6 protein-coding genes, 2 rRNA genes and 1 pseudogene are annotated in these 13,665 nt (G+C 55.1%); 4 read left to right on the top strand and 5 right to left on the bottom strand.

Translation table 11 applies throughout. The features are described from left to right. Nucleotides 1–81 precede the first annotated feature (81 nt). The 3 genes from OQV00_RS23275 (at nt 82) to OQV00_RS23265 (ending at nt 4,316) form a co-directional block, all read left to right on the top strand. Nucleotides 82–2,985, top strand: a 23S ribosomal RNA gene (locus OQV00_RS23275). 93 nt (nt 2,986–3,078) lie between these two features. Further along, a 5S ribosomal RNA gene (rrf, locus tag OQV00_RS23270) occupies nt 3,079–3,194 on the top strand. 804 nt (nt 3,195–3,998) lie between these two features. After that, nucleotides 3,999–4,316, top strand: coding sequence for a hypothetical protein (locus OQV00_RS23265; protein WP_064357568.1), 318 nt, complete (start codon nt 3,999–4,001; stop codon nt 4,314–4,316). Between the two features lie 54 nt (nt 4,317–4,370). On the opposite strand, the gene OQV00_RS23260 is transcribed toward OQV00_RS23265, so the two are convergent. From OQV00_RS23260 to OQV00_RS23250, 3 genes are read right to left on the bottom strand one after another with little or no spacing between them, the layout of a single operon-like run. Beyond that, on the bottom strand, nt 4,371–5,495 hold the full coding sequence (locus OQV00_RS23260; RefSeq protein WP_142632021.1) for an ABC transporter permease: 1,125 nt from the start codon (nt 5,493–5,495) through the stop codon (nt 4,371–4,373). Then, complete coding sequence (gene rbbA, locus OQV00_RS23255; protein WP_015585236.1) at nt 5,495–8,236, bottom strand: ribosome-associated ATPase/putative transporter RbbA; 2,742 nt, start codon at nt 8,234–8,236, stop codon at nt 5,495–5,497. Before rbbA ends, OQV00_RS23260 begins: the two co-directional genes overlap by 1 nt. Beyond that, nucleotides 8,233–9,300, bottom strand: a complete 1,068-nt coding sequence (locus OQV00_RS23250; RefSeq protein ID WP_004857450.1) for an HlyD family secretion protein — start codon at nt 9,298–9,300, stop codon at nt 8,233–8,235. Before OQV00_RS23250 ends, rbbA begins: the two co-directional genes overlap by 4 nt. A 415-nt stretch (nt 9,301–9,715) precedes the next feature. On the opposite strand from OQV00_RS23250, the pseudogene OQV00_RS23245 reads away from it, so the two are divergent. Then, nucleotides 9,716–11,124, top strand: a pseudogene (locus OQV00_RS23245) (diguanylate cyclase). An 18-nt stretch (nt 11,125–11,142) separates the two neighbouring features. Here the strand turns inward: OQV00_RS23245 and trpS are convergent. Next, a complete protein-coding gene (gene trpS, locus OQV00_RS23240; RefSeq protein WP_004857455.1) occupies nt 11,143–12,150 on the bottom strand; it encodes a tryptophan--tRNA ligase in 1,008 nt (335 codons plus the stop codon). Between the two features lie 202 nt (nt 12,151–12,352). Beyond that, nucleotides 12,353–13,609: a tryptophan permease gene (gene mtr, locus OQV00_RS23235; RefSeq protein WP_065905761.1), complete on the bottom strand. Its 1,257-nt coding sequence runs from the start codon at nt 13,607–13,609 to the stop codon at nt 12,353–12,355. Nucleotides 13,610–13,665 lie beyond the last annotated feature (56 nt).

The following is a 13,665-nucleotide window of genomic DNA, read 5'->3' as shown; positions in this document are numbered from 1 at the left end:
ATAAGAGAGGAAAAGCGGTGTGTTCGAGTCTCTCAAATTTTCGCAACGCGGACTGTTTTACGAAACAGTTTCGGGTTGTGAGGTTAAGCGACTAAGCGTACACGGTGGATGCCCTGGCAGTCAGAGGCGATGAAAGACGTGCTAATCTGCGATAAGCGTCGGTAAGGTGATATGAACCGTTATAACCGGCGATTTCCGAATGGGGAAACCCAGTGTGATTCGTCACACTATCGTTAAGTGAATACATAGCTTAACGAAGCGAACCGGGGGAACTGAAACATCTAAGTACCCCGAGGAAAAGAAATCAACCGAGATTCCCCCAGTAGCGGCGAGCGAACGGGGAGGAGCCCAGAGTCTGAATCAGCGCGTGTGTTAGTGGAACGGTCTGGAAAGTCCGGCGGTACAGGGTGATAGCCCCGTACACTAAAATGCACACGTTGTGAACTCGAAGAGTAGGGCGGGACACGTGGTATCCTGTCTGAATATGGGGGGACCATCCTCCAAGGCTAAATACTCCTGACTGACCGATAGTGAACCAGTACCGTGAGGGAAAGGCGAAAAGAACCCCGGCGAGGGGAGTGAAAAAGAACCTGAAACCGTGTACGTACAAGCAGTGGGAGCCTACTTGTTAGGTGACTGCGTACCTTTTGTATAATGGGTCAGCGACTTATATTCTGTAGCAAGGTTAACCGTATAGGGGAGCCGCAGGGAAACCGAGTCTTAACTGGGCGTTAAGTTGCAGGGTATAGACCCGAAACCCGGTGATCTAGCCATGGGCAGGTTGAAGGTTGGGTAACACTAACTGGAGGACCGAACCGACTAATGTTGAAAAATTAGCGGATGACTTGTGGCTGGGGGTGAAAGGCCAATCAAACCGGGAGATAGCTGGTTCTCCCCGAAAGCTATTTAGGTAGCGCCTCGTGAACTCATCTTCGGGGGTAGAGCACTGTTTCGGCTAGGGGGTCATCCCGACTTACCAACCCGATGCAAACTACGAATACCGAAGAATGTTATCACGGGAGACACACGGCGGGTGCTAACGTCCGTCGTGAAGAGGGAAACAACCCAGACCGCCAGCTAAGGTCCCAAAGTCATGGTTAAGTGGGAAACGATGTGGGAAGGCACAGACAGCCAGGATGTTGGCTTAGAAGCAGCCATCATTTAAAGAAAGCGTAATAGCTCACTGGTCGAGTCGGCCTGCGCGGAAGATGTAACGGGGCTAAACCATGCACCGAAGCTGCGGCAGCGACACTATGTGTTGTTGGGTAGGGGAGCGTTCTGTAAGCCGTTGAAGGTGGCCTGTGAGGGTTGCTGGAGGTATCAGAAGTGCGAATGCTGACATAAGTAACGATAAAGCGGGTGAAAAGCCCGCTCGCCGGAAGACCAAGGGTTCCTGTCCAACGTTAATCGGGGCAGGGTGAGTCGACCCCTAAGGCGAGGCCGAAAGGCGTAGTCGATGGGAAACAGGTTAATATTCCTGTACTCGGTGTTACTGCGAAGGGGGACGGAGAAGGCTATGTTAGCCGGGCGACGGTTGTCCCGGTTTAAGCATGTAGGCGGGAAGTTTAGGTAAATCCGGACTTCTTTTAACGCTGAGGTGTGACGACGAGGCACTACGGTGCTGAAGTAACAAATGCCCTGCTTCCAGGAAAAGCCTCTAAGCATCAGGTAACAACGAATCGTACCCCAAACCGACACAGGTGGTCAGGTAGAGAATACCAAGGCGCTTGAGAGAACTCGGGTGAAGGAACTAGGCAAAATGGTGCCGTAACTTCGGGAGAAGGCACGCTGATGGTAGGTGAAGTGACTTGCTCATGGAGCCGAAATCAGTCGAAGATACCAGCTGGCTGCAACTGTTTATTAAAAACACAGCACTGTGCAAACACGAAAGTGGACGTATACGGTGTGACGCCTGCCCGGTGCCGGAAGGTTAATTGATGGGGTTATCCGTAAGGAGAAGCTCTTGATCGAAGCCCCGGTAAACGGCGGCCGTAACTATAACGGTCCTAAGGTAGCGAAATTCCTTGTCGGGTAAGTTCCGACCTGCACGAATGGCGTAATGATGGCCAGGCTGTCTCCACCCGAGACTCAGTGAAATTGAACTCGCTGTGAAGATGCAGTGTACCCGCGGCAAGACGGAAAGACCCCGTGAACCTTTACTATAGCTTGACACTGAACATTGAGCCTTGATGTGTAGGATAGGTGGGAGGCTTTGAAGCGTGGACGCCAGTCTGCGTGGAGCCAACCTTGAAATACCACCCTTTAATGTTTGATGTTCTAACGTAGACCCGTGATCCGGGTTGCGGACAGTGTCTGGTGGGTAGTTTGACTGGGGCGGTCTCCTCCCAAAGAGTAACGGAGGAGCACGAAGGTTAGCTAATCCTGGTCGGACATCAGGAGGTTAGTGCAATGGCATAAGCTAGCTTGACTGCGAGCGTGACGGCGCGAGCAGGTGCGAAAGCAGGTCATAGTGATCCGGTGGTTCTGAATGGAAGGGCCATCGCTCAACGGATAAAAGGTACTCCGGGGATAACAGGCTGATACCGCCCAAGAGTTCATATCGACGGCGGTGTTTGGCACCTCGATGTCGGCTCATCACATCCTGGGGCTGAAGTAGGTCCCAAGGGTATGGCTGTTCGCCATTTAAAGTGGTACGCGAGCTGGGTTTAGAACGTCGTGAGACAGTTCGGTCCCTATCTGCCGTGGGCGCTGGAGAATTGAGGGGGCTGCTCCTAGTACGAGAGGACCGGAGTGGACGCATCACTGGTGTTCGGGTTGTCATGCCAATGGCATTGCCCGGTAGCTAAATGCGGAAAAGATAAGTGCTGAAAGCATCTAAGCACGAAACTTGCCCCGAGATGAGTTCTCCCTGACCCTTTAAGGGTCCTGAAGGAACGTTGAAGACGACGACGTTGATAGGTCGGGTGTGTAAGCGTAGCGATACGTTGAGCTAACCGATACTAATGAACCGTGAGGCTTAACCTTACAACGCCGAAGCTGTTTTGGCGAAGAGACGAAATGTTCAGCTTGATTACAGATTAAATCATCACGCAGAAATGCGGGGTGAAACAGAATTTGCCTGGCGGCGATAGCGCGGTGGTCCCACCTGACCCCATGCCGAACTCAGAAGTGAAACGCCGTAGCGCCGATGGTAGTGTGGGGTCTCCCCATGTGAGAGTAGGGAACTGCCAGGCATCAAATAGAACAAAAGGCTCAGTCGAAAGACTGGGCCTTTTGTTTTATCTGTTGTTTGTCGGAGAGTGACTCTTTGAGCAGGACAAATTCGCCGGGAGCGGATTTGAACGTTGCGAAGCAACGGCCCGAAGGGTGGCGGGCAGGAAAGCCCGCCATAAACGGCCAGGCACCAAATCAGTCAGAAGCCCGTCCTCACCGACGGGCTTTTTGCGTTTTTGTCGGTACACAATCTGGCCTGACAGACAGGTGCGATCGGGCATCCCGGACAGATGTCACGCGTAACCCCCCTTCAGGATGGTGAAACAGGCGTCATACCTCACTCAGGCACTGCGCAACGAGAGATTCACTGCAACGCTCATCTTTTATTCTGCGAAAATACTGCTTTTCATCTCTCGTGGTGCAGAATATATCCCGCTTCTCTTTATGACGCTTTATTTATTAATATTAAATATTATTTCCTGAGTTTGTTATTGTCGTAATAAATAAAGCCAAAAATCCATATTTATATTTAAAAGTATTTGATTGATTTATATTTTTAATTTTAATCATTATTTATCAATATATTAAAATAGTTTGTTTGTATTTAACGACATGTGCTGTTGTAACTGGACTTTCGAGGGAAAATGTTTTAGTGTCATTAACAGTTTGTTAACTCGATCGAGTTCGTGTCACTGTAATATCGATATAATGTAGCGCGTACGATCAGTATTAATGCTATCCCGATGTCGCTGAGATCCTCCTCTACTCCACGCAGTCTCATGGGTGTGGCATCAATGTTATCGAGCGACACGATGAGAATATAAATGAAGATCCTTTTAAAATGGTCGCCTGTGCGACGGTTCATCCGTTACCTGCAGGAACGCTTCACCTTTTTGGTTCTGCTGTGCTGGCCGGCGATTATCTGGGTTGCTTGCCGGGTGTGCGTCTGGGCCGTTGACAGCGCAATGCTGCTGATGGGGAAACCGGTAAGCGAATCCTTTACCGTCTACCTGCAGCCGCTGATGACGTTCAGCGCGTTAGTGCGTATTTCGCTGAGCTGGGTGGTTCTGCTCTTTATCCTGTTCAGCATGGCGATGGGTTTTACCTGGCTGCTACGTCGCGTGATAAACCGCAAGCACTAACCTCGTCCCTTATCGCCGGTGGCCGTCACCTGACGTACGGCCACCGCGCATCACTCATGCCATTGTGCCAATCGTTTTACGAAAACGTAGCAGTGCAATAGTAAAGAACACGCCGCCGATGGCCATCAGGGTTAAAAACTGCGGCCAGACGATAGCAAAGTCAGCTCCCCGATACAGAATCGCCTGCGCCAGGCTGACAAAATGCGTGGTCGGCATGGTTAACATAATATCCTGCACCGCCTGCGGCATGCTTTCCCGCGGGGTCGACCCACCAGACAGCATCTGCAGCGGCAGCAGCACCAGAATCATCAGCAGCCCCAGCTGCGGCATCGAGCGAGCCAGCGTTCCCATAAAGATACCGATTGAGGTGGTGGCAAACAGGCTCAGGGCCACGCCCAGCATAAATAGCGGGATGGAGCCTTCAATCGGCACCTGTAGCACCCCCTGGACCATGAGCAGCAGCGACAGCCCGGAAACAACCAGGACCACCAGTCCCATCGACCAGATTTTTGCCAGCATAATTTCGAATGGCGTGACCGGCATGACCAGCAGGTGTTCGATTGTCCCGTGCTCGCGCTCGCGGATCAGCGCCGAGCCGGTCAGCACGATGGCCAGCAGGGTGATGTTATTGATGATGGCCATGACCGCGCCAAAACGCTCCTGTTCGAGATTGGGGTTAAAGCGCATGCGCACCGCCAGCTCGACCGGCAGGGTATCATTACCCCGGTAGCGAGCCACGAAGCTGTTCACCTCCCCGCTAATGATATTCTGGATATAGCCATTGCCGGTAAACGCCTGACTCATACGCGTGGCATCGACGTTCACCTGAATTTCCGGCTGCCGTCCGGCGAGCACATCACGCTGAAAGTTGGGCGGAATATTAATGGCAAAAGTATAGTTCCCGGCATCCAGCCCGGCATCCATCTCATCTTCATTGATCAGCTCAGGCGGTAAAAACCACGGCCGATAAAAGCCGTTGATAATACGCGAAGAGAGCTGCGATTTATCCATATCGGCAATCGCGACAGGCGCCAGATGCAGCGACCCCGGCATCACGGTCGCTGAGGAATAGACCGACACGGTAAAGGCGAACATGATTAAGGTCAGCATCGCCTTATCGCCGAGCAGGCTGCGCAGCTCTTTGACGCCGAGATTATAAATATTGCGTAATCCGCGCATCATCCCTCCTGTTTTTTCAGCAGCCACACGCTGAGGCCGAGCACCAGCGGGATGGCAATCAGCAGCGGTATAAAGGACGCCCACAGATCGGTCAGGCTCAGGGCTTTTGAGAATGTGCCGCGGGCAATGGTCAGGAAGTGGCTGGTCGGGTAAATCTGCCCAATCCAGCGCCCTGGCCCCTCCAGCGAAGCGACCGGGTCAATCATGCCGGAAAACTGCGTGGCCGGTATCAGCGTAATAATGGCGGTGCCGAAGATGGCCGCAATCTGGCTTTTCATAAAGGTCGAGATCAGCAGCCCCAACCCGGTGGCGATGGTGACATAGAGCAGCGCCGCCAGCGTCAGGGTCAGAAAACTGCCCTTATGCGCCACGCCAAACACCACGACTGACAGCGCGCACAGCAGGAGGAAGTTAAACATACCCAGCGCGATATACGGCAGCTGCTTGCCCAGTAAAAACTCGCTGCGGGTCGTCGGCGTGACGTACAGATTGATGATTGAACCAAGCTCTTTTTCACGGACCACGCTCAGCGCGCTGAGCATCGCCGGGATCATCATCAACAGCAGCGGGATCACCGCCGGAACAATGGCCGGCAGGCTTTTCACGTCCGGGTTATAGCGATAGCGCGTCTCAATGGATATCAGCGACGTATCGCGACCGGGCGTCGCCTGCCGTCCGGCCATCTCCTGCAGCCAGGCCAGATGCATCGCCTGGACGTAGCCGCGTACCGTCTCAGCCCGGTTAGGCATCGCGCCGTCCACCCAGACGCCAATTTTTACCGGCGTACCGCGGGCAATATTGCGGCCGAAATCAGGTGGAATTTCAATGGCGACGGCCAGTTCGCCGTTGCGCATCCGCCTGTCCAGTTGGTCATAGCTCTGCAGCGGCGGTTGCTCAATGAAGTAGCGCGAACCGGCGATATTCTGCGACCAGGCCTGACTGCTGAGAGTCTGGTCGCGATCGAGGACCGCGAAGCGCAGATCTTCCACATCCATACTAATGCCATATCCCATGATGAACATCAGAATCACGGTACCCAACAGCGCCAGAGTCGAACGTACCGGATCGCGCCGCAGCTCCAGCGCTTCACGTCGGCTGTAGCTAAACAGTCGCCGCAGGCTGAACGCCTGGCGCGGGGCCGTCGTTCCGGCGGGAGAGCTAACCGGCGGGGCGGGCGGTATTTGTTCGACGGGCCGCTGGGCATCCTGCAGCCAGGCGATAAACGCCTCTTCAAGGTTCGCCGCGCCGCGCTGCGCAACCAGCGCCTGCGGCGTGTCGCTGGCCAGTACCTTCCCGGCGTGCATTAGCGAAATGCGATCGCAGCGCTCGGCTTCATTCATAAAGTGGGTCGAGATAAAAATCGTTACCCGATCCTGACGGGCGAGATCGACCATCAGCTGCCAGAACATATCCCTGGCGACCGGATCGACGCCGGAAGTCGGTTCATCAAGGATCAGCATTTCCGGACGATGGATCACCGCCACGGCAAGCGAAAGGCGCTGACGAATGCCTAACGGCAGAGAGGCGGGCAGCGCATCTTCGACCTCCGTTAACATAAAACGCTGGCTCATTTCCGCCACCCGAGCGGGGATCTCGGCATCCGGAATGTGAAATAAACGGGCGTGCAGTTCGAGGTTCTGCCTGACGGTCAATTCGCTGTAGAGGGAGAACGCCTGCGACATATAGCCGACGCGGCGACGGGTTTCGATATCCCTGGGATTGACCGGCTGACCAAATAGCCAGGCTTCGCCTTCGCTGGCGGGCAGCAGGCCGGTCAGCATTTTCATGGTGGTTGATTTACCGCAACCGTTCGAACCGAGGAAACCAAAAATCTCGCCGCGCGCGATGCGGAAGTTCACGTGATCGACCGCCACGAAGTTGCCGAAGCGCATGGTCAGGCCGCGGGCTTCAATCGCGATGTCATTTTCCTGGGCGTTACGCGGCGCAATGATCACCTCTTTATGCGCCTTGCGCTGGGCTTCCGGCAGCAGGGCGATAAACGCCTGCTCCAGGGTCTGACTGTGGGTTTGCGCTTTAAGTTCTTCGGCACTGCCGGTTGCCAGTACTTCCCCCGCGTTCATGGCTACCAGCCAGTCGAAGCGTTCCGCCTCTTCCATATAGGCCGTAGCGACCAGTACGCTCATCTCCGGCTGGCGCTGGCGGATGCTGTTAATCAGCTCCCAGAACTGGGCGCGAGAAAGCGGGTCAACGCCGGTCGTCGGTTCATCAAGGATCAACAGCTGCGGATCATGGATCAGCGCGCAGCACAGGCCTAGCTTCTGCTTCATCCCGCCGGATAATTTCCCGGCAGGGCGATCGCGGAAAGGGGCCAGTCCGGTGCTGCGCAGGAGTTCATCGATGCGGTTCTCGCGTTCGGCTTTGTCATGACCAAACAGACGGGCAAAGAAATCGACGTTTTCATATACCGACAGAGTGTGATAGAGGTTTTTGCCCAGCCCCTGCGGCATCCAGGCGATTTTGGGGCAAACATCCCGGCGGTGACGCGCATCGCGCATATCGCCACCGAGCACCATCACGTTACCCTGTTCAATGACCCGCGCACCGGAAATCAGCGACAGTAAGCTGGATTTACCGACGCCATCAGGGCCGATCAGACCGACCATCTGACGAGCGGGGATGCTTAGCGTGATATCCCGCAGCGCGACGGTGGCACCAAAGCGCTGGCCGACGTGTTCCAGCAGGGCGACCGGTGGGTGAGTATCCTGCTGAACGCCTCTCATTGCGGTAACCTCACCGTGAGCGTATCGGGCCACGCCCGCTGGCTATCCAGGCGAACATACGCCATGCCGGGCAGACCGGTTTTCACATACTCCAGGTGCTGCTCCAGCAGCTCCGGCGGGATGCGGGCCTTCACGCGGAACATCAGCTTCAGGCGTTCATCGCTGGTTTCTACCGTCTTTGGCGTAAACTGCGCGACGCTGGCGACAAAGCTGATATGAGCAGGCACCACCAGGCCCGGGGCCGCGTCGAGCACGATGCGTGCTTCGCTACCCAGTGCCAGCAAGCCTGCCTGCTCGGTAGGCAGGAAGAAGGTCATATAGACATCGGAGAGGTCAACCATATTCAGCACCCGACCGCCGGCGGCCAGCACTTCGCCCGGTTCGGCGACGCGATACTGAATGCGGCCGTCGCGTGGCGCTTTGAGTTCACTATCGTCAATATCGGCAAGGATGCGCCGTTCGGTTGCCTGAGCGGCATCAACGCGGGTCTGGGCCTGAATAATGCTGGTACGGGCGGCTTCAATTGCCGCTTTTGCCGCTGAGACCTGGGCTCTGGCGGATTCGAGCGCTGCCCGGGCGCTTTCCGCTGCCGCCCGATCGTCGTCAAGCTGCTGGGCTGACACCGCGCCGCGCTGCGACAGCGCGCTGGAGCGCACGTGGCGTTTCGCGGTGGAGTTCAGCTCCGCCTGCCGCTGCTTCACCACCGCTTCGGTGGCGCGCATTTCGCTTTGTCGCTGATCGAGCAGCGCTTTGGCGGCGGCGACCGCGCTTTGCGCCTCTTTAATCTGGGCGGCCGCTTCGAGGCGCTGTTCGTTCAGCACCCGAATATCCATCCGCGCCAGCACCTCGCCCTTGTGAACAAACTGCCCCTCTTTGACCAGAATGGCGTCGATGCGTCCGGCAGTTTTGGTGGCGATATCCACCTCAGTGGCTTCTATTCTGCCGTTGCTGCTGGCAAAGCCCTGCGGAAGTCCCGGCGGACGTAATGCCCACCATATCAGGGCGGCGATAACCGCCAGCAGGCCGATAAGGCACCAGGCCCAGTGCTGTTTGATTTTGTCCATACGCTACTCGCTCTGTTCCATATTGCTGAGTGATGCGCGTCTCTTCCCTCCGTTGTACGGAGCGTTATCCCTTTGTAAGGCAGAGGTGGGGAGGGGCAAGGCCGACCGGCGCGCACGTCCAGCTGCGCGACTACCCGGTGAAATAGATGTGCTACGAATGTGGTCATCATCAGCAATCCTGGCCTTAAATGAAACACGCATAAATATAGCTACTGTCTATGGGATACTAGCATTTACCGTGAGTATGTCCATACGATAAACATGGGTTATTGATGTCGCAGCGCCAATCACCGCAAACGGTCGGACAGGAGAGGGGAAAGCCCGGCTGCTGCATTTTTAATCTGGTTGACCTGGGCGAACTGTTGTATGATTTGCGGCCTTGAAAATAGACCTATGTCGGCGAGTGCTTTATTTCATGAGCGATGAAAGCAAAAAATATATCTCAGTTATTTTTAAGGAGTGGTTGCCGTTGTATGACGGCCTGAAGCCGGAAGTGAAGGCGATTCTTAAAAATATTGCCGCTGAGCAGTCTGAAGCTCTGGCCGCTCGTTTTTATGACTTCATTTTTCAGGATCCCGATATCGCCCGCCACCTGACTTACGATCTGGTTCAGGAACGTCTTAGCCGTTCACTGGCCGTGTGGGTCAACGACATTTTGACCAGCGAGAAAGATCAGCTGCAGGCGCTGGCAGAAAGGCAATATCATATCGGCAGTATTCATGCGCGCATCGGCATCCCCGCTGAGGCCGTACTGCGCGGCGCACGCCAGCTTAAGGCCGGGCTGATTGAATATGTGCGGGATAACGATAAGATTGACCACCAGACCGGCCTTGCGACCATCCACTACGCGGTGATGGCGATTAATATGGCGATCGAGATGATGTGCCATGCCTACACCTTATCGCACTATCGGGCGACGAAAAATGAAGAAGCCTATCGTCTGTATAGCCTGATGGATAATGTGCCAATGGAATATGGCAAACAGCAGGCCTCGCTCTCCGGCTGGGAAAATAGCGCGATTTTTAATATTGTCAGTGAAAATAAGAACGATATTAACGGGACGTTATTATCTGAATCTGAGTTTGGCCTGTGGTTCCGTCATAAATGCGTGCGTTATTTTAACAAGAACGCGCAGATGGAAGAGATCGCCGACTTGATTACGCAGGTAGACAATTTGATCATCGGCTGGAAATCCTCAGACAGCGGCGCTGAATATAAAAATACGCAAACTTTGCTCCAGAGCATCCACATCCTTTGCCAGAAAATCAGCAGCCAGCTCGGGGTCATCTTCAGCAGTCTGTCGCAGATGCAGAACGGTAAAGACTCCCTGACCAGCCTGCTCAACCGCCGCTATCTGCCGGTCGTCCTCAAGCATGAGGTCACGCTCGCCATGGAGCATGAACTGCCGATGACGGTGGCGATTGTCGATATCGATCATTTTAAAGAGATTAATGATAACTGGGGTCATATGGTGGGCGACCGGGCAATCAAGCACGTTGCCGATCTGCTCAGCAATAACATCCGCTCCAGCGATTATATCTTTCGCTACGGCGGCGAAGAGTTTCTCTGGTTCTGGTGGAAACCGGCGCGGCCGAGGCTTTTGCGCTCCTTGAGCGCTTACGTAAAAGCATCAGCCAGCTCCCGTTTAATGTCGGCGGCGAGACGAATATCGCCATTACCACCAGCGCCGGCTTCGCCGTGCATACCGGCCATCCGGACTATAATCGGCTGCTGCGCGACGCTGACAGTGCGCTGTACGTGGCCAAGCGCAGCGGACGCGACTGCGTGAAGATGCACCAGGTTGAGCAGGACCCGCAGCATTAAAGCGTCGCCCCCCGGCGCTCAGAACAGAACCGGCAATCCTAATCCGCGCATCACCTCATGCAACGTTTGCTGCGTGAGGCGATGCGCCCGCTCGCTCCCCTGACGCAGCAGCTCCAGCAACATTCCTTTATCCGCTATATACGTTGCCCGGCGTTGGCGAATGGGCGCCAGCAGCGTCTGCAGACACTCCTCCAGCGCGTTTTTGCACTGTCGGTCACCCAGCCCGCCGCGTTGATAATGCGCCTTCATCTCGGTGACAAAGGCAGGATTGGGATGGAAAGCATCGAGGTAAGTAAAGACAACATTGCCTTCGATTCGGCCTGGATCGCTGACCCGCAGATGGGTCGGGTCGGTATACATGGCGCCGACCGCACGATGAATCTGCTCTTCACTGGCCGAGAGCGTGAGCGTATTGCCCAGCGATTTTGACATCTTGGCGCCGCCGTCAATGCCCGGCAGGCGGCTGACATCGCTGAGCAGCGCCCGGCAGTGCTGCAGTACCGGCGTCGTGGTCAGGCTATTCATTTTGTGGACGATCTCATTGGTCTGTTCGATCATCGGCAGCTGATCGTCGCCAACCGGTACCAGACCGGCCTTAAACGCGGTGATATCGGCCGCCTGACTAATGGGATAGGCCAGAAAACCGACCGGTAGTGAACGGGAGAATCCCTTCTGGGCGATTTCACTTTTGACCGTCGGGTTACGCTCGACGCGGGCGACGGTGACGATATTCATATACAGCGCGCTCAGTTCCGCCAGGGCAGGCAGCGCTGATTGCAGGCAAATCGTGGTTTTGTGCGGATCGATACCTACCGCCAGATAATCGGCCATCACCTCAAAGATATTGCTGCTGATTTTCTGCGGGTCGCTGCCGTTATCGGTTAATCCCTGCAGATCGGCGATCAGGATAAACTGTTGATGATCGTGCTGAAGCTGTACGCGCTGGCGGAGCGATCCCACGTAGTGGCCGAGATGCAGCTGGCCGGTGGGGCGATCGCCGGTAAGAATGGTCGGGTTGGTATTCATCAGAGACTCCTTACGATGCTGTTAAGCCGAAAGACGTCGCTGAGAAACGATAAAGCCGCCTTCCGGCGGCTTTAAAATGGATATGTGAATCGTGCCGCCTGTTATGCAGGCAGCCACCAACGATATGGGCGGACAATGACGACGATTCTGTTCATCGGACTATCCTGCCACGAAACGCGGCGGCAGTGAAAGCGGTTTTTAGTTAGCGATACACCGGCAGCAGGTTAAAGCTGGATAAAATATGAATGATCGCGTTGGCGCCACCGAAACATAAAATCAGGATAATCATGGCATTGCCGCCCCAGACCCGATAGGCAGGGCTACCAAAACGTCTGCGCGAGGCGCGCGCCAGCAGGGCGGGAACAATAGCGGCCCAGACGGTGGCGGCGAGACCGGCGAAACCGATGGCATAGATAAAACCGTTGGGCCACAGCAGCCCGCCGACAATGGGCGGCAGGAAGGTGACCAGCGCGGTTTTAAAGCGCCCCTGACGGCTATCGTCGAACTTAAACAGATCCGCCAGATAATCAAACAGGCCAAGCGTGACGCCAAGGAACGAACTGGCGACGGCGAAGTTGGAAAAGACGGTTAGCAGTAAATCCAGGCTTGAACTGTTCAGCAGGCCGCTTAGCGTCTGCACCAGCACGTCGATATTGCCGCCTTTCCCGGCGATATCGATAAACGCCGGACGCGGAATATTGCCCATCGTACCGACCAGCCAGATAATATACAGCACCAGTGCCATCAGCGTGCCGAGCAGCAGGCAGCGGCGAATGACCTGCGGGTCTTTACCGTAGTACTTCATCAGGCTGGGGACATTGCCGTGATAGCCAAAGGACGCCAGACAGAACGGCAGCGTCATCAGCACGTAGGGCAGATACGACGCATTCGCTTCCGCGCGATTGAACAGAATCGCGGGCTCCACGTGCCACATCAGACCGCCAAAGGTCATAAAGAAGGTGAGAATTTTGGCGCCCAGTACGATGGTGGTCATCCGGCTGACCGCTTTAGTGCTCAGCCAGACGATAAAGGCGACGACCAGCGCGAACGCCAGGCCGCCTGAGCGCGCGGGAACCGCGAGATGCATTTGCGCAAAAGTATGCTGAATAACCGAACCGCTGGCGGATATATAGGCATAGGTCAAAATATATAATACGAAGGCCACGGTCAGGCCGTTAATAATATTCCAGCCGGTGCCCAGTAAATCTTTCGTAATAGTGTCGAAGCTGGCGCCAGTATGATAATTCAGATTCGCCTCGAGGATCATTAACCCCGAATGCAACATACAAAACCAGGTAAATACCAATGCCAGCAGAGACCAGAAAAACCAGGCGCCGGACATGATCACTGGTAATGAGAACATGCCTGCGCCAATAATAGTGCCGCCGATAATCATCGCCCCGCCAATAAGCGATGGCGTATTTGTTGAGACCGCTTTTGCGACCGATAATGTAGCCATAAGGTTATTCCTCACGTGGCTATATATTAAGTAACAGGTTGCGGAAAAACGGCTAC

Origin of the sequence: Klebsiella sp. DY2415 (assembly GCF_026314315.1) — a bacterium.
GTDB lineage: Bacteria > Pseudomonadota > Gammaproteobacteria > Enterobacterales > Enterobacteriaceae > Klebsiella > Klebsiella ornithinolytica.
The sequence above is the reverse complement of the archived record's forward strand: the minus strand, read 5'-3'. Positions and strand labels throughout refer to the sequence as shown.